General features: G+C 37.3%; 24 protein-coding genes. 6 read left to right on the top strand and 18 right to left on the bottom strand.

What is annotated here, in order from left to right; genetic code table 11:
• Positions 1 to 189: 189 nt before the first annotated feature.
• Positions 190 to 1,239 (bottom strand): helix-turn-helix domain-containing protein, encoded by a 1,050-nt coding sequence (locus tag AAY42_RS03685; protein WP_055392648.1) that lies wholly within the window; start codon positions 1,237 to 1,239, stop codon positions 190 to 192.
• Between the two features lie 323 nt (positions 1,240 to 1,562).
• On the opposite strand from AAY42_RS03685, the gene AAY42_RS03680 reads away from it, so the two are divergent.
• Positions 1,563 to 2,411, top strand: a complete 849-nt coding sequence (locus tag AAY42_RS03680; RefSeq protein WP_175288718.1) for a LytR/AlgR family response regulator transcription factor — start codon at positions 1,563 to 1,565, stop codon at positions 2,409 to 2,411.
• 44 nt (positions 2,412 to 2,455) lie between these two features.
• Here the strand turns inward: AAY42_RS03680 and AAY42_RS03675 are convergent, their stop codons facing one another.
• The 9 genes from AAY42_RS03675 to AAY42_RS03635 all read right to left on the bottom strand — a co-directional run bounded on the left by AAY42_RS03675 (position 2,456) and on the right by AAY42_RS03635 (position 12,681).
• Positions 2,456 to 3,739, bottom strand: a complete 1,284-nt coding sequence (locus tag AAY42_RS03675) for a M28 family metallopeptidase (protein WP_055392646.1) — start codon at positions 3,737 to 3,739, stop codon at positions 2,456 to 2,458.
• A gap of 189 nt (positions 3,740 to 3,928) precedes the next feature.
• Positions 3,929 to 5,020 (bottom strand): nickel-binding protein, encoded by a 1,092-nt coding sequence (locus tag AAY42_RS03670; RefSeq protein WP_055392645.1) that lies wholly within the window; start codon positions 5,018 to 5,020, stop codon positions 3,929 to 3,931.
• A gap of 87 nt (positions 5,021 to 5,107) precedes the next feature.
• Complete coding sequence (locus AAY42_RS03665; protein ID WP_245625586.1) at positions 5,108 to 5,488, bottom strand: DUF4242 domain-containing protein; 381 nt, start codon at positions 5,486 to 5,488, stop codon at positions 5,108 to 5,110.
• A 270-nt stretch (positions 5,489 to 5,758) separates the two neighbouring features.
• A complete protein-coding gene (locus AAY42_RS03660; RefSeq protein WP_055392644.1) occupies positions 5,759 to 6,514 on the bottom strand; it encodes a 3-keto-disaccharide hydrolase in 756 nt (251 codons plus the stop codon).
• 167 nt (positions 6,515 to 6,681) lie between these two features.
• The gene (locus AAY42_RS18215; RefSeq protein ID WP_055392643.1) at positions 6,682 to 7,485 is read right to left on the bottom strand and encodes a hypothetical protein; all 804 of its coding nucleotides are present in this window, start codon (positions 7,483 to 7,485) and stop codon (positions 6,682 to 6,684) included.
• Between the two features lie 224 nt (positions 7,486 to 7,709).
• A complete protein-coding gene (locus AAY42_RS03650; RefSeq protein ID WP_082433314.1) occupies positions 7,710 to 8,576 on the bottom strand; it encodes an MORN repeat-containing protein in 867 nt (288 codons plus the stop codon).
• 34 nt (positions 8,577 to 8,610) lie between these two features.
• On the bottom strand, positions 8,611 to 9,432 hold the full coding sequence (locus AAY42_RS03645) for a DUF2490 domain-containing protein (RefSeq protein ID WP_055392641.1): 822 nt from the start codon (positions 9,430 to 9,432) through the stop codon (positions 8,611 to 8,613).
• 2 nt (positions 9,433 to 9,434) lie between these two features.
• Positions 9,435 to 11,363, bottom strand: a complete 1,929-nt coding sequence (locus AAY42_RS03640) for a hypothetical protein (RefSeq protein WP_139063636.1) — start codon at positions 11,361 to 11,363, stop codon at positions 9,435 to 9,437.
• A gap of 184 nt (positions 11,364 to 11,547) precedes the next feature.
• Positions 11,548 to 12,681, bottom strand: coding sequence for an MBL fold metallo-hydrolase (locus AAY42_RS03635; protein ID WP_313777870.1), 1,134 nt, complete (start codon positions 12,679 to 12,681; stop codon positions 11,548 to 11,550).
• A 264-nt stretch (positions 12,682 to 12,945) separates the two neighbouring features.
• On the opposite strand from AAY42_RS03635, the gene AAY42_RS03630 reads away from it, so the two are divergent.
• Complete coding sequence (locus AAY42_RS03630) at positions 12,946 to 13,866, top strand: hypothetical protein (RefSeq protein ID WP_055392638.1); 921 nt, start codon at positions 12,946 to 12,948, stop codon at positions 13,864 to 13,866.
• A 38-nt stretch (positions 13,867 to 13,904) separates the two neighbouring features.
• Here AAY42_RS03630 and AAY42_RS03625 read toward each other — a convergent pair whose 3' ends face one another.
• Both AAY42_RS03625 and AAY42_RS03620 read right to left on the bottom strand, forming a co-directional pair.
• Positions 13,905 to 15,032 carry a PQQ-dependent sugar dehydrogenase gene (locus AAY42_RS03625; protein WP_245625585.1) on the bottom strand — a complete coding sequence of 376 codons (1,128 nt, stop codon included), beginning with the start codon at positions 15,030 to 15,032 and terminating at the stop codon, positions 13,905 to 13,907.
• A gap of 59 nt (positions 15,033 to 15,091) precedes the next feature.
• Positions 15,092 to 15,775, bottom strand: a complete 684-nt coding sequence (locus tag AAY42_RS03620) for a 3-keto-disaccharide hydrolase (protein WP_055392636.1) — start codon at positions 15,773 to 15,775, stop codon at positions 15,092 to 15,094.
• A 205-nt stretch (positions 15,776 to 15,980) separates the two neighbouring features.
• Between AAY42_RS03620 and AAY42_RS03615 the strand changes: the two genes are divergently transcribed.
• Both AAY42_RS03615 and AAY42_RS03610 read left to right on the top strand, forming a co-directional pair.
• Complete coding sequence (locus AAY42_RS03615) at positions 15,981 to 16,490, top strand: ankyrin repeat domain-containing protein (RefSeq protein ID WP_055392635.1); 510 nt, start codon at positions 15,981 to 15,983, stop codon at positions 16,488 to 16,490.
• A 79-nt stretch (positions 16,491 to 16,569) separates the two neighbouring features.
• A complete protein-coding gene (locus AAY42_RS03610; RefSeq protein WP_055392634.1) occupies positions 16,570 to 17,304 on the top strand; it encodes a LytR/AlgR family response regulator transcription factor in 735 nt (244 codons plus the stop codon).
• Between the two features lie 3 nt (positions 17,305 to 17,307).
• On the opposite strand, the gene AAY42_RS03605 is transcribed toward AAY42_RS03610, so the two are convergent.
• The gene (locus AAY42_RS03605; RefSeq protein ID WP_055392633.1) at positions 17,308 to 17,868 is read right to left on the bottom strand and encodes a DUF4251 domain-containing protein; all 561 of its coding nucleotides are present in this window, start codon (positions 17,866 to 17,868) and stop codon (positions 17,308 to 17,310) included.
• Between the two features lie 136 nt (positions 17,869 to 18,004).
• Entirely contained in the window at positions 18,005 to 19,120 is a 1,116-nt protein-coding gene (locus AAY42_RS03600) for a hypothetical protein (protein ID WP_055392632.1), read from the bottom strand.
• Between the two features lie 117 nt (positions 19,121 to 19,237).
• On the opposite strand from AAY42_RS03600, the gene AAY42_RS03595 reads away from it, so the two are divergent.
• Positions 19,238 to 20,500 (top strand): hypothetical protein, encoded by a 1,263-nt coding sequence (locus tag AAY42_RS03595; RefSeq protein ID WP_055392631.1) that lies wholly within the window; start codon positions 19,238 to 19,240, stop codon positions 20,498 to 20,500.
• 36 nt (positions 20,501 to 20,536) lie between these two features.
• Here AAY42_RS03595 and AAY42_RS03590 read toward each other — a convergent pair whose 3' ends face one another.
• The gene (locus tag AAY42_RS03590) at positions 20,537 to 21,259 is read right to left on the bottom strand and encodes a LytR/AlgR family response regulator transcription factor (protein ID WP_055392630.1); all 723 of its coding nucleotides are present in this window, start codon (positions 21,257 to 21,259) and stop codon (positions 20,537 to 20,539) included.
• Positions 21,256 to 22,407, bottom strand: a complete 1,152-nt coding sequence (locus tag AAY42_RS03585) for a sensor histidine kinase (protein WP_082433313.1) — start codon at positions 22,405 to 22,407, stop codon at positions 21,256 to 21,258. The genes AAY42_RS03590 and AAY42_RS03585 overlap by 4 nt, the downstream gene beginning before the upstream one ends.
• 221 nt (positions 22,408 to 22,628) lie before the next feature.
• On the opposite strand from AAY42_RS03585, the gene AAY42_RS03580 reads away from it, so the two are divergent.
• Positions 22,629 to 25,064, top strand: a complete 2,436-nt coding sequence (locus AAY42_RS03580; protein WP_055392628.1) for a TonB-dependent receptor — start codon at positions 22,629 to 22,631, stop codon at positions 25,062 to 25,064.
• A gap of 14 nt (positions 25,065 to 25,078) precedes the next feature.
• Here the strand turns inward: AAY42_RS03580 and AAY42_RS03575 are convergent, their stop codons facing one another.
• Together AAY42_RS03575 and AAY42_RS03570 are read right to left on the bottom strand one after the other, a co-directional pair.
• Entirely contained in the window at positions 25,079 to 25,537 is a 459-nt protein-coding gene (locus tag AAY42_RS03575; RefSeq protein WP_055392627.1) for a cold-shock protein, read from the bottom strand.
• 79 nt (positions 25,538 to 25,616) lie between these two features.
• A complete protein-coding gene (locus AAY42_RS03570) occupies positions 25,617 to 26,792 on the bottom strand; it encodes an MFS transporter (protein ID WP_055397707.1) in 1,176 nt (391 codons plus the stop codon).
• Positions 26,793 to 26,794 lie beyond the last annotated feature (2 nt).

The raw sequence follows: 26,794 nt of genomic DNA, 5'->3' as shown, positions 1-26,794 counted from the left end.
TAAATATAGTATTTGGGACTTTTTGCTGAATGGATAGCATCCAAAGAATCACGGTTCCTAAAGGAATGGGTCGGTACCTATTGCATTAATTTCCAATACTATTTAACCCGATTTACCAATTAGGGCTATACCCATTGGTAATCTGAATACAAAAGAGTGTATTTTTTTCGAGCATTGAATAGCCCTTAATTAAGCAGTACTGATTTTTCTGATATATTGACCTGGCGTAAGACCAACAATTTTTTTGAAATTATTGAAAAAAGAAGATTTTGAACTGAAACCGCACTCGTATCCAATACCTTCAATTGTAAGACCCAGTGTTGTACATTGCTTTATTTTTTCGATGGAGTGTTCTATTCTTCTTTGATTGACCAAATTGTAAAAATTGGTGTTCATTTCAGAATTTAAGATCTGTGAGAGATGATGTTTGGCGATATACAGTAAGTTGGCCAATTCTTCTAAAGAAAAATCGGGATTTAGATAAGGTTTATCCATATCAAAAATACGTTCTAAGTCAATTTTTACTTTTTCGATATCATATTCCCTGAGCGGGCTGGTTTTATATTTTTTAGCATCTTTGTGCCGAAGGGATACCGGTTGGTAGAGCGTTCCGTACCTAAGCCCAAAAAAACCAATGATTATTACTAGAACTACATATCTTGTGGTATCCCAGAATCTGAAATATTGAATACCCAGTGAAAGTTCCAATACCATCCTAAGTATACTTATTCCAGTGCTGAGCAGGAACAGAAAGGCAATAGCTCTTATCCATCGCGCATTTTGTAAATAGACCTCCTTAGGGTCGGGTTTTGATAACACAACGGTAAGTACGTAAAGGGGATAAGCCGTAAGCGATACAAGCTTGGGTCCGAGAACAATCATACCCCAAACTTGCTGTAGCTTATTTAGGAAAAGGATACTGAGTACCAAGAACAGTAAAAAGGGCAAGAGATGGATATAATCAAGTTTTGTCAAAACTTGCTGCTTCAAGCTTTTTACATAAAAGAGGAATAAAGGACCGTGCAAAAAACTCATGTTCAATATGAGCTCATCCTGTAATGCGAAATGTTGGAACTGTTTACTTATTGCAAGGGATAGATGTATGAAAAAAACCAAGAACCAAACAACCAATAGCCAATCATGTTTCTTGTTCTTCTTTTTGATTATAATCAGAATCGCAAACAACATGGATTGAACAGCACCAATACCTGCGGCTATTAACGTTAAATTAGTATCCATAAAAATTTATACCTCTGTACTTTCCAGATGGTAAAGATAAAATTCAATTGGAGATGATTTGGCTTGATAGATAAATTTAGAAACAGAATAGCCTAAAGTTTTGGTGTAGACGGCTCATATGTAATCTTTTTAATTACGCAGTGCCTTGGTCTATCAGTAGCCAATTGGAAAACAAATTATAAAGACTTAAAGGCGAAGTGGGTTTAAATAACTTTGGCCTCAGCTTCGTATCGGAATACTATTTTTATTAAATTGAACAAGGTCTATCTAGTATAAGACTGGTTTTTTGATGAATGGCTGAAAGGTCACGTGATTACAAAATTATGCCTAAGCTCCAATGGCAATTGCCAATAAAAAACTTTCTAAAACAACCTTATCGCTATAAAAAAGCAATTAGGTATCGGTTCTTGATTGCATTCGGTTACGGACTTTTTGTCACCTTTTTTCTTCTAATCTATAAGCCATTTGGTCTCCATTTAGCTCCACAAGAATGGCTTATAAAAGTGGGAATTAAATATGGTGTTATCACATTTATAGCGGTGTTTGTCAATTCGTTTCTAAAATACTATGTAGCATTTAAACTAGGAAAATGGAACAATCAATTGGAATTGATTGCGAGCTTTATTATTCTTTTTCAAATTGGTTTTTTCAATGCCATGTTTGCTAGTATGGATATGTCCAAATTATCTTTTTTGGAGATTTTTTGGAGGATTCAATGGAACACGTTGAAATTGGGTATAATACCCATTACGTTCGAAATAGTATTGGAAAGAAACCAGTACCTAACTAGATATTTAAAACAGTATGAGCAAAGCGAAGTCAATAACAAGAGATTTATTTTACTTAAAGACTTAAAGAGAAACATCTCCAAGGTAAAGTTAGAAGACATCATCTTGGTAAAGAGCGATGGTCATTATCTACGTGTCTATACAAAAACCTCTTTTTTTTACATCAGGGAAACCATGTCGCAGTTTCATGAAAAGCTGGGCAACACCTTATTTAGAAGAGTCCACAGGTCCTCCCTGATAAATATTGATCATATTCTAGAAATAAACAGAAGAAACAGGAATACGTATGCTTTGATCATGTCCAATGGCGATAAAGTCAATATTAGTGAATCCTATAAAGATACGATTCGAGATTATTTAAGACTTAGTGAGGCTCAAACCTAAAAGCCCAAACAAATTTATCGGAAAAAATATGTCGTTTACATAATCTAAATACCAATTATGGCCTCTCCCGCTGTTTTGATTCCTGCTAATGAAGCAATTGTTGCAACCGCTGTCTTAACAATTTTGGTGGTGAAATCAAAATCCAGCGTATCAAAACTATCTGAACTTTTATGGTAATGAGGGTTTCTAAAATTGGCCCCGTCAGTAATGAACAAAGCCGGAATACCTGCATCCCAAAATAGAGCGTGATCGCTTCTTCTAAAGTTTGGGTCTCCATCTGCTTCAACGGAAACTATCCCTAAATTGGAAACGTAGGAACTTCCCTTCTCGTCAAAATTTATCCTCAACGTACTTGAGTTGGGATTGGCGATATTGTATATTGAAGTATCGGCTAATTGGAGATTTGCACAAATGGGACTTCTACAGGTATAACCTATCATTTCGAAATTAACGACACCCATGATGTTTTGGTTTTGGGCAATTTCTGAGACATATCTACTACTTCCGATCAAGCCTTGTTCCTCAAGATCAAAACCGATAAAACGTATAGATTCACTATACTCAAATTGACTAAGTACCCTCATTGCCTCGAGCATTCCGGCGGTACCAGATAAGTTATCGTCCGCACCAGGGGTATTTCCAACAGTATCGTAATGTGCAATTATTAACAGGTCATTTGAGTTAGGTGAACTCCCTAGATGATTTCCAATGATATTTATTCCTTGGGTGGATTGCCATGAAAAAGTGTGTCTATCGACAGATAAACCATATTGCCCAAATTGTTTGTCTATGTAGTCCCTCGTTTGTGATAGAAGGTTTGGACCACTTTGATAATGTCGTATACCTGTCATTTGACCTACATCACTTATAATCCGCTGTTTTGAAACAAGGTTGACCAAATATGGAATACTTCGGTCCCGTCCATCATTTGCTACAACTTTGATTTTACTGTAGTCTGTGCTTCCCTGTTGCGTCCATTGGATTATCTTATTCTCTCCCGGTGCTATACCCGTACCAACATCCCCGGCCCAATCTGAAGTAATCTCAACGTACTCCCCATTTTCTATTGAAAGGCCATATATTTTTACATCGACTTCAGGATCATCATCTTCTAAATCAAAAGAAAAGGTATTCCCCTCTTCAGAAGAAATAATACGCAATTCAGTTACAATAGGAACCGTATTGATTTCAAAATCATGTGAAGGGCCAATTATTTCGTCTGACTCAATTGGATTGGGAATGCCTGTTCCTGATGGTGCTTCTTTTTCCGCTTTAGCACACGAAAGCAAGATAATAACTGAAGCTATTGCTAATTTTCGAAATGACATATGTCGCGTTTTGTTTGTGAAGTACAGCAAACAAATTGAAACTAGGAACAAAATGTCATGAATTGATTACTTTTTGACCCCAACTAGTTTGGGGCTAGGTTTTGCAAACGATGGGCGAATAATTCTATCCGACAAATCAACCTGTATCCTAAAAAAGAATTACCGCGTTGACAGGGTAAGCAAATCGTACTAAGCTATTTGCTTACTATATTTTGATGGCAGCACACCATATCGCTCCTGAAAGCACTTTGAAAAATAAGCCGGGCTACTAAATCCAGTTTTATAAGCTATTTCAGAAATATTTGAATTTTGCTTGTCCAATAATTGAAGTGCTTCGTTTAATCTGTATTCCTTTAAAAAGCTATTAGGTGATTTTCCCAGTATTGCCATCATGGTTCGATATAATTTGGATTTACTGTATCCTAAACTTTTTTGAAAGTCACTTACCGTCATATTTGAATGGGACCAGTTATCTTCCGTATATTCCATCAATTGAGCAACAAATTTTTCTTCTTGAACATTCAATGAGTCAATTTCGTTAGGAATGGAATTATTTTGATTTTCACTTTCATACAGGTCTTTAACTTCATTTGATATACATACCTTTTCTTTTGATATTAATGCCAAATTAGTAGCTCTTTTTATGGTGTCTTCAAAAATGCTCTCTTTTTTGGTTACTGGTATACCTGCACTTATGCCAATTTTGAATTCTAAATCCGGAGTAATCACACAATTATGAATCTCTGGGATTTTAATCGCACTTTGAATTGCATTCGTTACGGAATCAAAGGACATTAAATAGGTATTTGATTTTTCTTTAACGATACGTCCGTTATGATTGCTAACGATATTGGATATTGATTTATGATAACCCCGAATAGCAGCATTTAAGGTTTCAAATTCTTTGTTTCTTAAAACCTTCTTTTTTAAGCTAACAACCATTAATGTTCTAAAGGCTGAATCATTAATAATATTGAGGCTGGTATTCTGTGATTTTACGGGGTCTTGTATCCTACCCAAAAAAGATTCAACAATAGCTTCGTTTACTTCAAGAATACGTTGCGGAATTGCACCATGTGCTTTTTGGTGCAAATCTATTACCGCTTGTTCGCTAGGAGCTTCCATTAAACAAAATGCCGTTCGCCTTCGCTCATCACACCAATAGGTTAATCCGCGACAATTATATTTGTGTTCAATTTTTAAATCTTCTTGATGCATTTCTGCAATATCTTTTGCCGTAATACCATCTGGTAAATCATGCAAATCCATATATATTGGCATGTGACTAATTTTTAGTTAAGGTAGTCAATAAAAAAAATAAGAAGCCGCCTTTAAAATCGATAACCTCTTGGAAAAAAGCGATTTGATTTACAGTTTTGCTGTTGCTGGGCTAATCGTTGTTGCCACCTCACTTATTGAATTTGCCGGAAAACCTCCTTTTTTGGCATGTTCTTCAATCAATTCTTTATTTTCCGCTTTGTAAACACAGTACACTTTATCTCCCGTAACATAGCTATGTTGCCATGTTATCATTGAACCCATTTCTTTTAGTACAGTACAAGATGTTTGAGAGATTCCTTTTAGTTGTTCTGTTGTTAAATCTCCTGCTCCTGGAATAATACGTTCAATTACATAGGTCTTCATAGTATCGTTGTTTTTTGTTATTTCTTGATTTTGTTCTTGTTGACCTACGGCATAATTTGTAGTTATTACTGTTAGGATTAAGATTAATTTGATTGTTTTCATCATCTCTATTTTATTAGTTATACTTCAAAACTACCGTATCATTATATCAATGGATTTATCATTTGGTCCAAAAAAGTATACTTTTGGTTCAGACCTTTTAGTGTAAATACCATTCCACACACTTTATACTCCCCTCCTACCTTCGTCGGTCGGTTAATAAATGTTTATTCATTGCTTATCGCATATGCGATATGCTAATTAAGCAAGTTCTTGTATGTACATTAAATTGAGTTGAGGAGAGTGATGACAGAAAACCATCATCAACTGAGAAAGCTATTCTAAATTTTGTATCCGTATTTCTTTATAAACCAATTCGGCACCTTCAGCTTGAAAGGTAATATATCCCGAATCTAAGGGACTTCCATCTTTAGAGATAAAGTCTGTTATCTCATTAACAAGGTGACCATTGACGAAAAATCGAGCGGTCTCGGCACCACGCACTTCTACCCTTACATGGTTCCACCCTTCCTTTTCATAGTCATTGAACTTCACATTGCGTTGATACTCTTTTTCCCCAGATGCATCTACTTCTCTTTGGGTCCCATTCGGATTCTTTACCGTAATCTTCGGGCCTTTTATGACCCATAGGTCACCAGTATCGCCTTCCTGCACCTGACATTCCAAGGAAGATGGCCATATTTTTTTTGGGCCCTTGCAATGAAAAAGTACCCCTGCATCGCGTTTTACAGAATCTCTTGGAGCAAATTTGCGATTACCCCATTTATATTCAAACTCCAAATTAAAACGGCTATATTCCTTCATGGTGCTGATCATCCCAAAGGGTGCTTCACCATCTGGCCAATTGTATAGTACTTCTGTGCGATTGCCTTTTATTTCAAATAGTTTCTGGGCGTCATTATGGTCTGCATTGATTTCATAGGTAGTTCCAAGTTCACCTTGTGCAAAAAGGTTTAACCACACAGCTTCTTTGTTTATATCAAAACCTTTGGCTTTAGTTTCGATTTGGCCATCCACATGAAAATTAAGCAGTAACAAAATGTTAAGACAGAGGAATGTTTTGTTTTTCATTAGTGGGTTAAAATTGTTCGACGGTTAGGTATATTTTTGCTAAAAAACACAGTGGCTTATTTGAAATCCATTAATCCAAATATATCCAATTCAAACAATAAGACATCACAATTACTTGATAATCATACCCAACTGGGCAAGGAAATCATTAGAAAAGCATGGGAGATCTAAGGATTCAGGTTTGCCTTAAACCAAATATTTAATGATTCTGGTTGTGGACGTTGTCCCTGTTGTTGAGAGCCTCCGCCATTTCCGCCAGATGGGGGTCCACCCATTCCACCTCCAGAACCTCCTCCTCGGCCGCCGCCTCCACCAGGACCACCACCTTGTCTACCGCCCCCGCCCATATTCATGGACATTTGTGGACGACCTCCTTCCTTTTCCTCAAGCTTTGTTGAAACAATACCAATAGTCAATTTTGACAGGTCCTGACTATCCTTTAGAATAGCATCTTTGGGAATTCGCAACTCGTAATTCAGGATACGTTCCCGCTCTATAAACGAATAGGTTATAGCGATGTTCATCGCGTTGATATCCAAGTGAATATCCTGTGTCATATCATAAAAAGTGTATTCGGCTGTCCTGGGGAGCTTGTTTATGACCTCCATCATATCCGGACCTTTATCTTCTTCCTCTTCATTTTGCTCTGTAGTCTGTCTTTCTGGTCTTTGCCCTCTTGTCTGTCCTTCTGGTCTTTGCTCTCTATCTGGACGTGCTGTTTCCGCTGGATATTTTACAGCGACGTTTTTTTTCTTTTTTCCTTTTACATCAAAATAGACACTAAACCCACGGTGTAACATAGACATCATTGTTTCTCGATGATTAGAACTGAGTTTCACAACGACCATATCACCATCAAGTAAGGCCTCATAAGATAGCTTGTCTTCGTCTTTATCCTTAGTCCTTTCCTTTTGCGAAAACATCAAATTACTCGCTAATACAACCAGAAAAATAAATTTTAGTTTCATCATTCCATTTAAAGTTTAAACCTCAATATGGTTAGATAACTATTTTCGAAAAAACTTGCGGTAGACTCTTATTTTTTAAAGGAAATACCAGTACTACTGCTTTTCGGAAACGTAAAGTGTGCTGAGATAGGAAATAAAAAAACAAAAAATATAAGGCAGTAAGAATTTTTGGATAAGGATAGAAAAACGCTTGCAACAAAATATGGTTTTCCAGCTTGCTATGTTACCTACGGCTTATTGGTAACGACCAATTCATCATGGTTCCAGACCCCACTGGCCACTAAATCACCTTTTTTGCCATAAAAAGCGCCTTCGCCAGTGCGTTCATCATCTTTCCAAAACCCAACAAATTTTTCCCCATTTGGCCAATGATAGGTACCTTTTCCGGATCGCTTGTCGTTGACATAGTGTCCTGTGTAGTATTCTCCATCTGCCCAATAAAAGGAACCCTCTCCGTTCCGTTGATTGTCTTTCCAGTCACCAACATATCTGCTTCCTGTACTCAAAATAGCTACTCCAAAGCCATTCGCCTTGCCATTTTTAACCTGACCCACATAGTGCATTTGACTTCCCTTGGCATTTGTAAAAGTAAGATACTCGCCAGCGGTTTTATGCTTAAGTTGTTTTTGTATCATTGCGATCTGTACCTTGGCCTTTTCCATGGCAAAATACAGGGAATCATATTGTTGGATTTCCTTTGGAGCTGATGTTTGAAGCGCAACTAGGGAATCCACCTTCTGTTGTAGTTCCTCATTTTCCAAATTTTGGTTTGATTGCGCTCGTAAGGCCATCATTTTTTGTGTCAAAGCAATTCGCAGTTCCAATTCTCTCTCCTCTTCAGTAAGATGTTCCTGATATTTTTCTTGATATGCCCGTAAGGCTCCGCTATAATCATCACCGTCAATAATTAAGGCATCTATTTCATTGAGTTCGTTGTGATCAACCCTACTGTTTTCAAACTGTTCTGTTTGCCTAGACTCTAATGTAAGCAGTTGATTTTTCAAATCTTTTGCCTTGAATTGATAAAAGACCGTAAGACCAATGCTCAATACTAAAACAAGATATAGGAACTGATGGAAATGTTGTTTTTTCATGATGGATTTGAATGACTACGCTACATATACGATGTTAATCCTCAAAATGGATGGCGGGCAGCTTATTTTTTACCTTCCGAATGTCCGGTGAGAAATATACATGGAACCGCATCGTCCAATTTTGTTTGTAAATACCACCATTTTCCAAGGTCTGACCCTGTGAATACATCATACCTGCCGCAACCGTAAGTCTGGGCGTTAAAATGTAGCCCAAAGTAGCGGTCAATCGCAAATCTTCCATGGGGCTGGCCACCACCGCCTTGCCACTCTGCATGATAAGCTCTGCTTCCGGAGACACATATAACGTCTTGGGCTCCAGTTTGTAATTGCTCAACGGAATCTTGGCCCTGAACATATAACGCCATCGGTTTCTAAAAATATATTCGCTTTCATCTGGAAAATCCTGCGTCCAACGGTGCTCTATGCGCAGTCTGTGATAGATCATGAAATTATAGAGCGGCATGGCAAATTGATATTGGTGCCAAATCCGAAATTCAGGTACTACGGAACGGTCTTCCGATGCCTCATCGGTATTGAAGTTGACACGGAGCACGCCCCCCAAACTGAAATTTACTTTTTTGGAATAGATATATCCAATGGCATGACGGTTATAAACCTGCCCTATTTGACCAATCCATGGCGTATTTTTACTCTCTTCAAATCGAAAATGGGTTTGCGCATCCCAAAACAACCGTTTGGAAATTCGAATATTTCCATAGGTATTAAACCAAATCTTGGTTTTTGGGTCCTTGTATTCGGATTCAGAGGGCAACACCTCTCCTTCTTGGGCTTGCACCGTCCCTATCAATAAAAATAGGACCACAACCCACATGGAATGTTTTATGATTTTTTTCATCACTATTTTTCCAAGGGTTGAAGGTTGAACAATTCCATGACGGTATTTGGATTCCTTTCCTTTCGCAGCTTGCGTTCCAGTTTTGCGGTATCTTCATCTCGCAATTGAAGCATTCGATTATGTAGATTAACCAACAAGCGATTTAACACAATTGCCTTGTCACAACCCAGATCGCTATTGACCTGTTTCAAAATATGGGGTATCAATACGTTGTGATAAGCAATGGTAATGCGCTTTTTTACTTCTTCATCCATTATATTGGCCATAAAGGGATTCCAAACCGCATCCTTATATAGTTCTTGGATTTCCAACGCTTTTTGGGGAAGCGACCCAATATTTTGCGCCAAATTTTGAAAGGTGTTCAAACAGCCTACAAGCAATTGTGCATTTTCCAATTTTCCCTCAGTTTTTGCTAAGGTCGAGTAGGAATTTAAGTTGTTCTCAGCTTGTGTTTTAATGCTTTCCATAGCCTGCAATACTTTGCCTGAAGCTTCCGTGCTATCAATCACTTGGTTCAATTGATTAATTTGGGTAATCATCCGGGCCTCTAAGGTTACAAACTCTTGCTGTTGCTGCTCATTTTCAACCTTTTTGTACAGCAGGTCGGCTATATGCCTTAAACTTTCGTTGGCGTATTGGGCTATTTGCGATAGACTTTCATACGCTGGTGCTTCAAACTCATAATTATCAGAATCCTCAAGTTCAAAGAATTGTAGTTCTTCTACACCCTGAGACACTGAAACCCGCTTGGAAGGAACACCTTCGGGAAATAAATGATTCATTAATTGTTCACGCGTTGCATAATCCAACACATCCTGTTGTTGGTAGGATACCAGTTTTTTCAATGGACCAACAAAAAAGGTATTCAAATGCTGCACCACCTCATATAAAAACTGTGCTTCATTATCTGACCGTTTTAATAGATTCAACTGCGTGTTCTCCAATAGCCCTTTGGCTAATCTTTGGGCATCCTCATAGCTATTTTTAATCTTTACAAGTTGTTTGTTCTCTACTGAATCAAGAGGTGCATAGGGTACCTTTACCTTAAACATGGGCATAAATTCTGATGGCCCCAATTGGGAAAGAATATCATCCAGTTTTTTGTAATGTGAGGCATTTTCATCCAAAACCATGGTGATGCCTTCCTGTAAGGAATGTGCATCATTCTCGCTCAATTGTAGTTTTAACAATTGTGAAAAACGGGTGTCAAGATTAATGATTTTGAACGTACCAAAAGATTCTTGATATATTGGAATGGACTTCCGCTCCTCCTCTGTTCCCAATTGAATATCAGTCAACACCCCATCATCAAATGTCCAGGTCTCTGTTGAGCCTTCCCCAAACATGGTCCAATCGTCATGGGCCAATCCATTTCTTAAAAAACGTCCTACCAGGGTACTTTTCCCATATTCAATCCGAAAACTTTGTTGTGGTACACCATCAGCATAATTGATGGTACTCCGAAACAAGGTTTCCTTTATTTTGGAATCCGCTATTAGAGCTTCCGAAATGGTCCATAGACCATCTGGTTTTCCCATCGAAATGTTACCCTTGGCCTCTTTTTGAATACCATTGATATTGACTCGGTACTGATAGCCTACTACTTCTGTTTTTTTGTCCGATTCAAATTCCCCAAACAGAAACTGCCATGGACCATTAGGGTATCCATCGATAAAATCCCCAGAAAAAGAAAATGTTTTGTCCTTTTGATTCAATAACGCTCCCAAATTTGATCGCCGGAAGTTGAAAGGGCCCTGAAGAAGTGTATCCCCGTTGTTGATTTGATAGGTGTAATCTACCTCTCCGGTATAATTACCCACCTGAAAAGGACCAGTGTAATGTAATTCCTCTTGTCCTTTAATGGATGGTGAAAAACATAGCATCGAGAAAATCAGTACCATTAAAGGCCATGACCGTAAGGTTGATTTCACAAGAAAAATGAATTTAAAATTAGTGTTCCGTTATTGTATCATCTCACAAATGTGATGTCCTATATACGGAGGTATAGCAATTTTGGATGCCTTGAATATTTTTTTATTCAATTGAAAGCCACAGCGTATTGATGATTGGAGAAAAAAGTGTAAGATGTTTATTTAATTGGTGTTATTTTCCTAATTACCACCATTTATCTGTTACTCTTTGGTCTAGTTTATTTAAGCTAATCACCTCCCCTATCTGTGGGGCAACAAGCTGAAGTCCCAATTCATCTGCTTTTTGGGTAACCCTCTCAATAGGATCTGTCCAAGAATGTAAGGCTAATTTAAAAGCACCCCAGTGAATAGGCATTACTATTTTGGCACTTACATCCAAACCCGCCTGGGCAGTTTCTTCGGGAAACATATGAATATCTGGCCACCTAGTGTTGTATTGACCGCACTCCATCATAGCAAAATCAAAGGGTCCGTATTTCTTTCCAATCTCCTTAAAGTGATTTCCATAGCCACTGTCTCCACTGAAATACAGTCTATCAGTTGCAGATATTATAACCCAAGAACTCCATAGTGTAGTTTGATTACCTCCAAATTTTCGTCCAGAAAAATGTTGCGCTGGCGTACATACAAACTGCAAACCTTTATAGTTAACTTCTTGCCACCAGTCCAATTCAACTACGCTTTTCTTTTTAATGCCCCATTTTTCTAAGTGAACGCCAACACCCAAGGGAACATAGAAGATTTCTACCTTATCTTTTAACTTGATAATGGATTTATAATCTAAATGGTCGTAATGATCATGTGAAATAAGCACTGCATCTATTTTTGGGAGTTGCTCAATGGCTAATGGCATTTCCCTGTTGAAACGATTTTCACCCAACAACGGATGGGGCGCTGCTACCTCTCCAAACATAGGGTCAATAAGGATATTCTTTTCATCCATCTGGAGTAGGAAAGCTGAATGACCATACCATATGAGACGAGAACCGCCCTTATAATCGGCAACTTCTAGAGAGTCCAACTTCTCAACTTCTAGGTTTTGCTTTGGCCGCCCGTTGGGAACTTTGGTAGTAAAAAACGCATAGGCAAGTTTGACCGTTTCGCCAAAACTTAAATCTTTTGGGACGTCTTTCTGATTTACAAATTTACCATCCTTATAGTTTCTTGACTTTTCATATTCTTTTTGTCTTTCTTTAGATATATCACCTCCAAAGCTTGGGTAGAAGTTTACGAAAAGGAGATAGGCGATTATTAATATTCCTATTAGAGAAAGTATGACAACCAACATTCGTTTCAGATATTTTTTTAGCGTTTTCAAATCAAATAATTATCAATTTTGGAACTCCCTCACTTTTGAATTCATGTAATGGGAAGTCTTAAAAACAATATAGGCTTCTTTTCTTGATTTAAGGGTGTATTAGTCTCCGATATTTTTAGGGTTGTATGCCAATCTAACTATCTTTATAGGGTAAGTTTAACAATTTATAGTGCCTTGGGAAAATTTATACGTCCACATTTAGAAATAACAACTAAAAAAGTCTTTCAGAAATTTTCTGGTTTAAGGATAATCCTGTTTTTCCTTATGGCATCAATTTCATATATAACACATGGACAAAATATTTTTACAACAAAAGGATTGTATTTTGAAAATGTACTTAGCAACATACACAAGGGAAACTTTTCAGATATTCCCTTTGGTAGGGACAATACAAAGTTCGTTATTTTATACAATGCTTATCTCAATGCCTATGGAATGGGGTGTAAGGGTTCTTTACCTCCAGATAAGGTTGAGATTGCAATACCAAAATGTGATTCTGAAGAGGTTATCACTAATGAATATGGTATTGAAACCCACAGATTATGTGCAGAATGGACATCTGTTGGGACAGGACTTCATGCTGATTCGAAAATGTATGAAGCAAAATTAGCTCTGGACAAACTTAAGTCTGGGGAATCCTTCCGAAGCATTTTTCATACCACTGCCCATGATAATCCTTCGGACGACCTAAAAGAACTATTGAAAAATTCACGAAAAGCCGAACAGGATATGGCTGCACTATTCCTAATGAACAAATGTGATGGTCTTGGGCTTCAAAAGTTTGCCGAAAACCTTAGACTGTTCGCTATGGACAATCCATCCATCCAACAGGTTTTGGAAACGGAAAATCCGCAAGTCAGAGTTGGCCCCACTGGTGATCACGATTTTAGATTGTTCATGGAAGATTTGATAAAAGACCAATCCAGAAGATGGATGTCCAATGAATTTATAATTGGCAGCACCTCAGATGTTCATGTTAGCTTACGGGACAGTAAGGGAAGACCCTCTGAACTGTCTGCTCGATACGGATACAGTGATTTTAGTGGACAAAGTAGCGGTTGGGTAAGATTAACACTGACCAATGGACTTCCAGATTGCATGTATTTCTTTGATTTTCCAAATACTTGTAGGACGCCTAATAGCAGAATAGCGGACAACTATGTCAATGGTTTTTATGAAAGATAGTCAACTCTACCACGCACAATAGTAAACCTCTTAATCTTTCAGCCGTCAACGCTATAACTCACCCTATAAATGGCATCACCAAAATCATCTGAAATCAACATTGAACCATCTTCCAAGAACAAAATGTCCACAGGTCTGCCAAACCTTTCTTGACTTTCCTCATCCAACCAACCATCTATAAAGGTCTCATAACTTATTGCTTCATTATCCTGAAGGCGTACCAAGGAGATTTTATATCCCACCTTGCTTGATCGGTTCCATGAGCCATGTTCTGCTATAAATATCTGGTTTTTATAGGAGGATGGAAACATGTTTCCTGTATAAAATTTTACTCCTAAAGGTGCGACATGAGCTCCAAGTTGCTGTACCGGGGGGACAAAGTCTTCGCAAGGGAATTGATTACCAAACTCGGTATCCTTAACTGTTCCACCATGGCAATATGGGTATCCGTAATGTTGCCCAGCCTGGTCTACACGGTTAAGCTCACAGGGAGGAATATCATCACCCATCATATCTCGACCATTATCCGTAAACCACATCTGTTCGGTTTCTGGGTGCCATGTAAATCCAACAGTATTGCGAATGCCTTTTGCATAAATTTCCCTGTTGCTTCCATCAGGGTCCATTCGAGTTATGGTCGCATAACGTTCATCTACCGTTGTGGAATCGCAAATATTGCATGGAGCTCCCACAGGAACATATAATTTTCCATCTGGACCAAAAGCGATATATTTCCATCCATGATGGAACTCAGTAGGATAATCATCATAAATAACCTCTGGCTTTGGTGGATTTGATAATTGTTCCTCTATGTTTTGGTACTTGAGTAATCTACTTACCTCCGCAACGTATAAAGCGCCATCTTTAAAAGCAACTCCATTTGGTGACTCCAGATCTGTATCCAAAGTGATAATAGTATCCGCTCTAAAATCTCCATCCAGATCTTGAAGGGCATATACCTGTTTTTCATTACGTGTACCAACAAAAAGAGTTCCATTATCCCCCATTGTCATGGATCGTGCTCCATCAATACCTTCTGCAAAAACACTTATCTTAAAGCCTTCTGGTAAATTGAGGTTCATTAACGGTAAATCTGTCTCTATTAGATTTTCGTCATTTTTTTTCTTTGTTTCTTCTTTTTTCTCATTGCAAGAAAAGAGGAACATAGTCAACAATAGTATGCAAGTGATTTTTCCAAACATAGTCTTATTAGGATCGAAGGGTTTTAATTGGTAAGTTTTGAAATAGGTTCCAAATCAATTTTTCGAAACTCCACTTCAGAGCCTTCAGCCTGAATCGCAATTTGCCCCATCGTGGCTGTGGCGTTATGCCCATGATTTACGAAGTCTCCATTTACCCAAACTTTTATCTCATCATTTAGACATTCTATGGTCATTGAGTTCCATTGACCTAATTCTTTTTCCGAATCATCAGTTAAATTGGTGATTCTTCGCTTTTTGCCTTCAGTAATTCCCCATTCATTCTTAGGACCTCTGCGTTCCTCCATATTGTCTACCTCAATATCTTCAACAATCACCCAAAAGTCACCAGCGTTCTTATGCTTCATTTGCACTTCAATAGATTTTGGAAACATCTTGTAAAGTGCCCTAGGTGTGGACGCATGTACCAATATCCCACAATTGCCCGGCTCAGCTGTAAATCGATACTCCACTGTTAATCGATAATTTTTATGGACTGCATCTGAAATAAGGTGTCCTCTTGGCGTACCAAGACTTATGAGGTTACCATTCTTCATGATAAATGGATTTTTTGCACTAGGTACGGAATCCATTTCCGGAACATCAATATGCCAACCATCAAGCGTATTTCCTATAAGAAGGCTTTTGGGTTCAGGATTACAGGCAATTATTGGAATGATAACTAATACTAGGTAAATACACTTTTTCATGGTTAAAGCTTAATGAGCTGTCTAAAGATACCCAAAAAACCATAATGCATTTCCAAACTTGATATTCAAAACATCTGGCCAAGAGCAAATTTTTATGGGAACTTTTATGTCGTTTTACTACGACTTCAGGACAAATGTTCATTCGAGAAACGAACAAATTATTAGATTCCCTGTTATTTGTATCTCAATCAAAAATCCACATATCATGAACAGAAAGAAATTTCTTAAAAACAATTTTATTATTGGAACCATGGCCATAGGTGCTCCAACTTTATTAATGGCAAATTCGCATACAAACCAGGAAGAGGTTTTTGACAAGGAATTGATTCAAGCATTTGTATTCGCTGCCCATAAAAGTCTTGAAGATACCCGAAAAATTCTTGAGAAGCACCCTTTATTGCTTAACTGTACCAATCAATTCAAAAAGGGAGATTTTGAAACCGCTATTGGAGGTGCATCGCATATGGGTAGACGAGATGTAGCAGATTATCTAGTAGGTAAAGGTGCTAGACTGGATATTTTTAACTACGCTTTTTTAGGGTATGGCGAGATTGTTAAAAAACTAGTACAGAATCATTCAAATTTGCTCAATGCTCCTGGACCCCATGGCTTTACACTATTGCACCATGCTGAAGTAGGTGAACGCAAAGAATTGGCTAAATGGTTAAAATCAAAAGGGTTGACCGAAACTCATTTTAAGGGGATTTTTGGATAAATAAGGACAAAATCGTTAATAGCCTATATTTGTGATTAATGATATTGAAACAATGTGTCATTCCTAATTTCCTATTTCAATGCAGTTTATAGCCAATGAAAAAAGGTTTTATTTTTTATCAATAGCACTGCTAACCCTAATCTTCATCATCACTCTTGTACAGAATATCATTCGATACAGTCATCATTCAAGCTATAGTATTTGGACATCAATAATTTATCTCAGTGTTTCCGTTCTTTTATTTATACCCGTAATTGTACTTGGCCTTCAAATTCAAAAAAAAATAAAGAACAGCTACAAAAAATGGTATTGGATATTGAATATCGGCTTCGCATTACTTGTTTTGCTGCTTTTTTATGTACTATCAAATGTTATCCTGCATAGTTTAGGATATTTTGAAAATTATATAGATTCCGATTATGCCAGATACTATTATGGAAGGGAAGCCCTATACCATTTATTTTTTGTTTTAGCATCTGCTGCATATGTTTACTTCCAAAAAAGCCAAAAACAAACCATTGAGGTGTATAAGGGCAGAAAATTGGTTACGATTCCATTGGAAATGATTCATTGGATTGAAGCTGAAGGACATTACCTTAATCTTTATACACAAACAGAAAAATATTTGCAAAGGAACCGTATTGGAGTATTGGCAAAACAATTACATCCAGATTTTATAAGAATACACCGAAAGTATATTGTGAACAAAAATCAAATCTTTGCCATGGAGAAAGAAAAAAGAGAAGAATATATTGTTCTTAAATCAAAGGAACGCTTGAAAATTGGGCAGTCTTTTAAGCCTATTGAATGGTAAAAATCATTCGTTAGCTGAATATTCAGAAATCTTTCCGTTATACCCTATGGGTGTTCTATGAGTACTGATAACATTGATTGAGCTATTATGATTTGGAAACAATTCTGTGGTCACTGTGTAGCTTTCCCCTTGATTCTTGATTACAAAACTCATGGTATATCCTTGCGTTTTTTCATTTTGGGTTATCTCAAATTTCTTGGGTAATCCCTTAAACGTTATTCCAACATTTGTGTTATTGTACCCCCCTCCCATTTGTCGCTCTCCAAAATAGGGAAGAAAAACATCTAAACTATCTCCAATAATTCGTAAATAATTGGGGGTGGTAGTTAAATCAACCCGGTTTCCTGTACTACCTAACGGCAACAAACCTGCATTGGAGATACTGTTTAAGCTATTTGTAGCCAAAGGCAATGCGGAACGCGACACAATCTCAAAGGTCCTTTCTGCCACCATAGTATCCAAGGCTTCCTTTTTTGCTGCGTTATAATTCGTTTTGAATGTTGAGGAACAGCCTAAAATCAATCCAAGTAACAGCAAAAAACTAAATTGGAACAACTTTCTCATAGCACATAGATTTATCGTTGACCTTAAGTTACACAAAGTTGTTTTAAATCGCCTATACTTTAACTTTTCTATATAGCTATACTATACATTTCTGGATTATGTTCAAGTCTACTACATCAGATAAAAACCATTTCACTTATTTGATTTTTATACCCGAGTTATCCTGAAATTTTCCGGTAATAAGCCATCCTCCAAAATCTTCAGAGACCGCCATGAGAAGTGTGTTTTTTCCTTTTTTTAGGTCAAGATAAATTGCATCGAACAGACCTATGGTTCCCAAATACCGATAGTCCCTAGATCGGAAGTTGTTGGTGCCTTTATAAATGGGCTGACCGTTTAAAATGGCCATAACCCTATCGGAATATCCAAAATCAAATAGTTTTGTCTGGGGTCTATCGGAATGAATGGTAATTTTTGCAAAAACAGTATTTCCCGGTTTTCCATCACGCAACTCAACCTTTCTTGAAATGTTTGCTGCAGTTCCCTCTTCTACCACAATTTCTTTTTCCCATGTCCTTGATTCAATAACATCGTTGAGTTTAGTATGGTCAACTAGTAATGATTCTTCAAATTTATCCGATATTTCCCAGTTTGGAATTAATCCCTCAATAGGTTTCCGTTCAATGGGCATGAAATCCTTAAGCGTATCTTTTTCCTTATCTATACTGATGTTCGCAATATGCAGCGCCTGATTACCTCCACCCGTAAGTCGTATTTCCCCAGCTTTGACCTTGTGAAATAGCTTCCATGAGAGATTGGGAGTATCCGAATAATCCAAAAACACCTGTGCTCGATCATTGTTCACCACTAATTTCACATGCGTCCAATCGTCAAATTTATAGTGATAGGGAAAGGAATATTTTGGGCCAAAGTAGAACTGCCACGGGGTTATTCCATTCGTTATGGGCGTTGCTTGATTTGCATCTGGATTACCCGATTGATGCGGCCTAATATAAAATTCTTCGGCGTTTGCATCATTCACTCTAAAATGTACACCTGGAAATCCCCGTACATTTTCCCTTAAATGTATATCGTATTCTATGGTGCCGTTTAAAAAAGTCTCATCTTTAAGTGTAATCGCCCCTCTTTGAAGATAAATCGAAGCCTGGTCCTTATAGGTTTCCAAAACATATGATTTGGCTTCGATTTTCCAATGTAACGTATCCAATGGTATACTTTCTTGTGAGACAATTACTTGTGTGAAAAATAGCGATATAAACAGACTTGGGATAAAAATGGATCTTCGTTTCATTTTGTTCTTGTTTTAAAGCTAAACTCAAAATAATTGCCTTAAAAAAGTGAAACAAGTTGGTGCAATCCGAATCATTATTGGACAATTATATTTATTTTGAGGATGTTTGTACCCTAAATGAAACTATACGCAGAACATAAAACGGTTGATAAGTGTCTTCAACAAATTGAAGACAAGTTGGGTTGGGGCAATTCAGCAAAATGGCACAATGAAGTATTCACTGAATTAAGCGAAGCTATAGAGAAAGAAATCCATGTACTTTTAAGTCCAACCACATTAAAGAGAGTTTGGGGGAGAATAGATTATAAGAACGCCCCAAGTATCAGCACGCTGAATGCATTGGCTCAATTTGCAGGCTATCATAACTGGAGGGATTTTAAAAGCAATAAAACCATTAGAAAAGTCTCATGGTTTGACCGCAAGATTGCCCCAAACATGAGAATCATTACGATATCGGCTTCTGTTATGACACTTGTATTTATTTCCTTCTTCTCAATGATTGGCATTGGAAACAACAATGCTGCTTTTGATTCTTCACAGATAAAATTTTCAAGTCATCCAATTGCAGAGGGCATTCCCAATTCCGTTGTTTTTGATTTTGATTTAAAAGGAGTGCAATCTGACAGTATCCATATTCAACAGTTTTGGGACAAAACAAAAACTATCAAAATAAAACCTGAACAAAAACAAGCAACAGGCATCTACTATTATCCAGGTTATTTTAGGGCAAGACTATTAATTGATGGTAATCGAATAAAGCAGCATGACCTCTATATTAAAAGTGATGGTTGGTTGGGAACACTTGATTATAGCCCAATTCCAAAATATGTAAAGGAACTGCATTTAAACTCCAATAAATTATCGCTACCCACCCATAGCATCAACGAAATTATGGAGAGCGATGAACCTTTGATTTCCTCGTTCCATTTTATTGAAGCATTTGAAAAAGTCTCTGGAGACAATTTTAAACTAGCCACTGAAATAAAAAATGCGTATCGAGACAAATGGGCCGTTTGTCAGCATGTATCCATTGTTATTATGGGAACAAAGAGCTCGCTGATCATTCCTTTTTCCATTCCAGGATGTGTCTCAGAAATTGGAATTATGTTAAGTGAAACTTTTTTGAGCGGAAAAGAACATGACCTATCCGGTTTGGGTATCACATTGGAAACAGAGAAAACCATTAGAATTGAGGTAGCAGAAAAACAACTTACCGTTTTCGCAGAAGATAAAAAGCTGTTTTCAAAAACTTACAATGAATCTATTGGGAATCTGACGGGTATTCGCTATCGCTTTTTGGGCGCTGGGGAAATAAACAGTATAAAACTTACGGACCTGAAAGAAGAAGTAATACTTCTGGATGAAGATTTCAAACTTTAAATATAAAGTAGGGTTTAATTCGGAATAGGCGTAAAGTTACTTTCCACTCCAAAGATTATCCCCCAAAATTTTTGGCATTACCTCTTTCTTGTAATTACGGCTTAAGGGAATTTTATAAGAACCTATTTGAATCTCGTGTTGGGCAACCCCCTCAATTTTGTCTATGGCAACAATGTATGATTTATGTACCCGAATAAAATTGGTTGAATCTAACCTTTCTTCCACGTTTTTTAAAAATAGTAGACTTACATATTTTCTTTTTACGGTTTGAATAATAACATAATTCTGTAACGCCTGCACAAAAAGTATATCTTCCAAAAATATCTTTTCATATTTTCCATCACACTTAATAAAAAAGCAGCTTTGTTCCTCTTCCTTTGCCAAGAAAGTATCCTGATGCCTAAGTACGAATTGCTGTTTGGCCTTGGTAGCAGCCGCAAAAAAACGATTAAAGGAAACTGGTTTTAAAAGATAATCCAAGACGTTCAAATCAAACCCCTCAATGGCATAGTTGGGAAAGGCAGTGGTCAAAACTGTCATTGGAGGTTTTGGATTGGATCGTAAATATTCCAAACCGTTCATCAAGGGCATTTGTATATCCAAGAAGAGCAAATCCACTTCCCCACTTCCCAAAAGCTTTGGAATATCAAGCGCAGATATTCCGGTACCTACGCATTTCAGAAAATCCAATTGCTCAATGTAGCTAATAATGCCCTCACGCGCTAAGGGTTCATCATCGATGACGATACAATTAATCATGCGCCTACTTTTTTAAGTACGGTTCCCTCTTCACCTAGCAAAACGATTTCCAATTTTACCGAATAGCTATCTTTTCCTTTTGTAACGACCAAGGTATGGGAATCTGGGTAGATAATATCCAATCTTCGCTTTACGTTTTTTAATCCTAAACCGCCATATACATGCATCTCATCCAATGTGTTTTGGAATTCAAAGTTTGCACTATTCTCAAGTTCAAATTGTAATTTTTTCCCATCCATATAGATATCCAAACGCATCCATTTTTTAAGTTTAAAATCCTCTGAAAGATGCTTAAAGGCATTTTCTATAAAGGGAATCAATATAAATGGAGCAATGGTGAAACGTTCTCCTTCCCTTTTGGAAATATTGGATGTAAGTTCAAAATTATTGTTTTGACGAAGGCTTTCCAGCTCCATAAAACTTTCAATATAGGCCAATTCGTTTTGCAGCGGAATTTGATTACTGTTGCATTCATACAATTGATATCGCAGCAAACTTGAAAACTTGACCAATGACTCAGAAGCCATTTCAGGGTTCTTGTTGATCAATACAAATATTGAATTGATCGTATTAAATAAAAAGTGTGGATTAAATTGCGATTTCAAGAATTTTAGCTCAGTTTCAAGCTTTTCCTTTTCAAGGACCTGTTGCCTTTTTTGGGAAGCGATCCAAATCTTTGTAAGTTTTATACTCATACCCAAGGTCACGGCTCCAACACATGAAGGAAGTGCATTGTATTTAAAAATTGAAATGGGGCTTTCCGGTGAAATCTTAAACAAATCGTATACCGACATATCTGCAACCCTTGCCGCTAAAAAATAATTGGAGGTAATCAATGTGGCCATTAATACTACAACACCTACTGTAGAAAGGAAAAAAACAATGTATTTCCTTTTTTGAAGTAGTCTAGGAATTAAAACATATAAGCAGAAATAAACGCCAGCTGCTTGGTAGAGGACATATCCTAGATATTTTACAATTCCATGAGGTTCTGTAACGGATTGAAACACTTCTGTTACACTTCCGGAGAATATGGTCCACCATGTAAAATGATACACCGCCCAAAACAGGACATGATGTATTTTATAACGTTCTATGAACGTTAACGAAGCGGTTACTGTATTTGATGATAGTCTTCCAGTTGTCATAGATTCAACAAGATACGATGGCTCTCTTGGTTATTCAAATATGGTAGCCTCCAACTTGACATCAGGTTACTATTTATTGATGAAAGGAATTTAAATCGCTTTTCGGTCATAAAATCATGAAAATCAAACCCAAAAGACCTCTTGTAATGAAATAAAACCACTTTGTCATTCAGTTTTTCGATACAGAAATGATTTTGCCTACTTGCCTTCAAAATCATATAATGAAATCAATCTGGCTATTCCTTTTAGTTTTTTTCACTTGCGTTCAAAGTCTTTTAGGGCAGCTTACAGGTTCCGTCCAGGATAAAGACAAAAATGAGATACCATATGCCAACATTACCTTGCTTAGTTCTCCCGAAGCAGTTTTACAAACAGGAACTATAACTGATGAAAATGGAATGTTTGAACTTGATTTTCCAGATTCTGGAACTTATATTTTTAGGGTAAGTCTACTTGCATTTGAAACCTGGGAATCTGAGCCTTTTACGATTACCTCAAATTCACAACAACTATCCTTTCCTCCCATTACGTTATTGGAAGAGGTAACATCACTAGAAGGTGTTGCAGTTGTAGGCAAGAGAAAGTTAATACAAAGAACTCAAGAAGGAAGTGTAATTAATGTACAAGAAAGTATTCTTACCAAAGGTAGTTCCGCCCTGCAGTTACTTGAACGTTCTCCCGGAGTTCTCTTAGATCAGCGAAACAATAGTTTTTCCTTAAATGGAAAAAGTGGAACATTGATTATGATCAATGGTAAACCACAACGCATACCAACCGCGGATTTAATTGCCATGCTTAGTGGCATGAGTGCTGACAATATTGAGAAAATTGAACTATTGACCAATCCTTCTGCCAGATATGATGTTGATGGCACCGCTGGAATTATCAATATTGTTCTGTCTAAAAATGAAGCATTAGGGCTACGTGGCTCCATCAATTTAAGTGCTGGATATGGTGAAGGTCCCAAACAGACAACAGGGTTTACCTTAACCTATGGTTCTGAACGCTCAAACCTTTTTGGCTCCTACACTTTTTCATATGATGATTTTTTTCATGGCTGGATTGGCCGCGGTGTTACGGATTTACCTGTCTTGGGAGGTAATACGGAAATAGTTTTCCAGAGCGATATGTACCAGATAAATCGCAGTCATAATTTTAATGTAGGATACGAGTATAAGTTGTCAGAAACTTCATTAATAGGTACAAATTTGGTATACAATCAATCAAGTCCATTAACTTCAACAAGAAATCGAGGGTTGTACGATTTCACCATTGATCCTTTTTTAGAAGCGCAAATTCGATTGGATGGCGATGGCATGTGGGAAAACCTTAACGCTTCCATGTATTTTGAAACAAAGAAGGAGAAAAACACATTTGCAGTGACCGCAGATTACATTAATTACAACAATCAATCCCCAAATAGGGTCAACAGCTCCTATTTTGATGAAGATGGCGTCCAATTTCAACCTGAAAGTGAAATATATAATGAAGGGAATCGTGGTTTCAGTGAAACCAATATTAACCTTGGCGTATTAAAACTAGACTACAAACACATTTTAAGTAAGGATGTGTCAATGGAATTTGGTCTTAAAACATCACTTTCAAAAACGGTGAATGATGCCAAAATTGAAATACTCGAAGGAGATACTTTTATATCTGATGAACGTTTTATCAATAACATAGAGAATGAGGAGAAAATTGGGGCAGTATACTCCCTTGCGGATTTCCATCTAAATAAAAAACTAAAAGCGCAACTTGGTTTACGCTATGAATATTGGGACCAAAATTTTGATGATAGTAGCTTAAATCGAAGTTTCGGCAAACTATTTCCCTCAATTTTTATTACTCATGCCCTATCAGACACTACTGCCTTAAGCCTAGCGTATACAAAACGTATTACAAGACCAAACTACAGCGATTTGGCGTCTTCCCTTACTTATAATGGGCCAACATCTGTTTTTAGTGGAAATCCCCAATTGTTGCCTGCCATAACTGATAATATAACCCTTACGTATAACAATAAATCCTTTAGTTTTTCTGTATTGGCCTCAAAGGAAGAAAACCAGATTGCCCGTTTTCAAGTTACCAGAAATGAAGCCAGCACTATTGCCGTAATAGCACCTGTAAATTTGCAATACCAAAGAAGTCTGGATATACAGACAAACATTCCAATCAACATTAGCAATTGGTGGAACATAAACCTAAATGGTACTGCAGGAATACGAAGCTTTAAATTGTTACATACCGATGAAAAGTTAAAACATAATTATTCGCACTATAATTTCAATGGGAACCAAACCTTTTTACTTCCAAAAAATCTCTCATTGGAACTTTCCGGATGGTATACATCACAACATTTTAATGCCAGTATTCGGGTTGAAGGCTTTGGAAGCTTAAATGCTGGGATTAAAAAAGAATTCAAAAATGGAAGTAGCCTACAATTTTCAGTAACCGATATTTTTGAAAGCATAGATATTGAATCAAGAATAGGAACCTTGACCAGAGAGGCTTTTGGTGACGAATTTTTGGTCAATTATAGCCCTGAATCAGGATTTTCAAGAATTTATAGAATTAGCTTCTCCTATCCTTTTGGTAACAAAAAGGTAAAAGGAACCAACACTAGAAGTGGCGCCGATGTTGAAAAATCAAGGATTTAGATGTAAGAATATAGTTATATTTTCTTGACGCGAACGGCATTCATGCCCTTCATTCCTTTTTCAAGTTCAAAGGATACCTTGTCATTCTCAGCAATCTCATCAATTAAGCCGCTAACATGACAAAAATATTTTTCTTGATTTTCGGTATCAATAATAAACCCGAAACCTTTTGAGGTATCAAAGAAAGAGACTTTTCCATTTCGTACTGGGTCAAATTCTTCTTCATCACCCTCTTCCTTTTTAGGAATACCAAGTGTAATGCTTTCGGCTTCTACAGCCATTTTTTGGGAGGGATCTGGTGGAGTATCGGTTAAATTACCGTTATGGTCTACGTACGCAAACTGGATGCCTGACTTGCCGCTTTCTTTAGCTTCAGCTTTTCTGGCTTCCTTCTTTTTCTGCTTTTCTTCTCTTTTCTTTAAGCGTTTTTTTTCTCTTTCAGATTTGTTGTACGTCTGTTGCGATTTAGCCATAAAATATACTCCTAATTTTTTTAGTTGAATTATTAAATCGCCTAAAGATAATGAATGAAGCTTTTAAATGGGATATTTTTTAATATTTAGCGATATTATTTCTTTTTAGTAAAAGAATATATCCCACTCCAAGGAGTGCCAATCCGGCACAACTATACATTATTACTGGAATTCGCTGAATGGCTTCTTGATAGTACCACCCAGAACAAAGCGCCCCTAACCCAATGCTAGTTTCCAATGCAATGTACATAGTTGCCATTGCTTTTCCTTTTTGTTTAGGTCGGCTTAAATCTATGGTCCATGCATTGATTGCTGGTGACATTATACCCATTGCTAGACCATATATTGATGCCCCGATCAGCAGTCCAGATTTCGTGTTTACGTAGCCAATTACACTTAAAGCAATTAAAAGCAAAACAAGGCCCACAACGATTACTTTCTCTCTACCGTAACGGTCAGAAAATCTTCCTGCCATAAACCGAACCAACAAAGACGAAACAGTAAAAACAATAAAAAACACCCCTTTGTTCACAAAGCCTACTGCCGCTGTCCAATCTGGGATCAGCGTCAGGATAACTCCGAAGCCAACGTATGCTAAAAAAGTGATTATTGCCGGTGGTAATGCTTCAAAGGCAATAATGTCATTCTTTGATATCTTTAATATTCCCAGTCTAAACCGTTCTTTTTTTGGTAGTGTCTCTTTTAAATTCAATATCAACACAAGAGCTAAAAAAGCGACAATGGAGGAGCTATAAAATAGTACTGAATACGAAAAATAGAGTTTAATATAGCTTCCCAGTGCTGGACCTAAAGCCAAGCCTGTACTAAAAGCTATTCCTTGTATGCCCATTGCCTCTCCGAGTCTTTCTTTTGGCACTACATCAGATACAAAAGTAGAAGCTGCCGTTGGCGTAAACCCAGTGGAAAAACCATGAAACAAGCGTAATAACAAGAAACCATATACGGTGGTCAGTACAGGATAAAACAATCCACAAACCAAACAGACCATTGCACCAAAAAGCATCACCGGTTTTCGCCCAACAGTATCCGTTAACTTACCACTGAAAGGTCTGGAAACACCCGCCGTAAGAGTAAAAAGAGCTATAATCAGCCCTATATATTTTGCCCCTCCCAAACTGCTCAAGTACGATGGAAGTTCAGGAATCAGCATATTATAACTTGCCGAAAAGAAAAGAGAACTTAGACAGATAAGTACAAACTTCGGTGTGTATATTCCATTTTTTTTGGGCTGCATTA

This window comes from Flagellimonas eckloniae, assembly GCF_001413955.1.
Lineage (GTDB): Bacteria > Bacteroidota > Bacteroidia > Flavobacteriales > Flavobacteriaceae > Flagellimonas > Flagellimonas eckloniae.
Note: the sequence above shows the minus strand (reverse complement) of the source record. Positions and strands in the feature narration are given on the sequence as shown.

Excerpts from the sequence above, each read along its gene's own strand:
- AAY42_RS03570 (WP_055397707.1), bottom strand. The coding sequence starts at position 26,792 with ATGCAGCCCAAAAAAAATGGAATATACACACCGAAGTTTGTACTTATC.
- AAY42_RS03605 (WP_055392633.1), bottom strand. The coding sequence starts at position 17,868 with ATGAGAAAGTTGTTCCAATTTAGTTTTTTGCTGTTACTTGGATTGATT.
- AAY42_RS03680 (WP_175288718.1), top strand. The coding sequence starts at position 1,563 with ATGCCTAAGCTCCAATGGCAATTGCCAATAAAAAACTTTCTAAAACAA.
- AAY42_RS03660 (WP_055392644.1), bottom strand. The coding sequence starts at position 6,514 with ATGAAAAACAAAACATTCCTCTGTCTTAACATTTTGTTACTGCTTAAT.
- AAY42_RS03615 (WP_055392635.1), top strand. The coding sequence starts at position 15,981 with ATGAACAGAAAGAAATTTCTTAAAAACAATTTTATTATTGGAACCATG.
- AAY42_RS03620 (WP_055392636.1), bottom strand. The coding sequence starts at position 15,775 with ATGAAAAAGTGTATTTACCTAGTATTAGTTATCATTCCAATAATTGCC.
- AAY42_RS03595 (WP_055392631.1), top strand. The coding sequence starts at position 19,238 with ATGAAACTATACGCAGAACATAAAACGGTTGATAAGTGTCTTCAACAA.
- AAY42_RS03600 (WP_055392632.1), bottom strand. The coding sequence starts at position 19,120 with ATGAAACGAAGATCCATTTTTATCCCAAGTCTGTTTATATCGCTATTT.
- AAY42_RS03645 (WP_055392641.1), bottom strand. The coding sequence starts at position 9,432 with ATGAAAAAAATCATAAAACATTCCATGTGGGTTGTGGTCCTATTTTTA.
- AAY42_RS18215 (WP_055392643.1), bottom strand. The coding sequence starts at position 7,485 with ATGATGAAACTAAAATTTATTTTTCTGGTTGTATTAGCGAGTAATTTG.
- AAY42_RS03575 (WP_055392627.1), bottom strand. The coding sequence starts at position 25,537 with ATGGCTAAATCGCAACAGACGTACAACAAATCTGAAAGAGAAAAAAAA.
- AAY42_RS03670 (WP_055392645.1), bottom strand. The coding sequence starts at position 5,020 with ATGCCAATATATATGGATTTGCATGATTTACCAGATGGTATTACGGCA.
- AAY42_RS03610 (WP_055392634.1), top strand. The coding sequence starts at position 16,570 with ATGCAGTTTATAGCCAATGAAAAAAGGTTTTATTTTTTATCAATAGCA.
- AAY42_RS03650 (WP_082433314.1), bottom strand. The coding sequence starts at position 8,576 with ATGAAAAAACAACATTTCCATCAGTTCCTATATCTTGTTTTAGTATTG.
- AAY42_RS03590 (WP_055392630.1), bottom strand. The coding sequence starts at position 21,259 with ATGATTAATTGTATCGTCATCGATGATGAACCCTTAGCGCGTGAGGGC.
- AAY42_RS03585 (WP_082433313.1), bottom strand. The coding sequence starts at position 22,407 with ATGACAACTGGAAGACTATCATCAAATACAGTAACCGCTTCGTTAACG.
- AAY42_RS03580 (WP_055392628.1), top strand. The coding sequence starts at position 22,629 with ATGAAATCAATCTGGCTATTCCTTTTAGTTTTTTTCACTTGCGTTCAA.
- AAY42_RS03625 (WP_245625585.1), bottom strand. The coding sequence starts at position 15,032 with ATGTTCCTCTTTTCTTGCAATGAGAAAAAAGAAGAAACAAAGAAAAAA.
- AAY42_RS03630 (WP_055392638.1), top strand. The coding sequence starts at position 12,946 with ATGGCATCAATTTCATATATAACACATGGACAAAATATTTTTACAACA.
- AAY42_RS03685 (WP_055392648.1), bottom strand. The coding sequence starts at position 1,239 with ATGGATACTAATTTAACGTTAATAGCCGCAGGTATTGGTGCTGTTCAA.
- AAY42_RS03665 (WP_245625586.1), bottom strand. The coding sequence starts at position 5,488 with ATGATGAAAACAATCAAATTAATCTTAATCCTAACAGTAATAACTACA.
- AAY42_RS03675 (WP_055392646.1), bottom strand. The coding sequence starts at position 3,739 with ATGTCATTTCGAAAATTAGCAATAGCTTCAGTTATTATCTTGCTTTCG.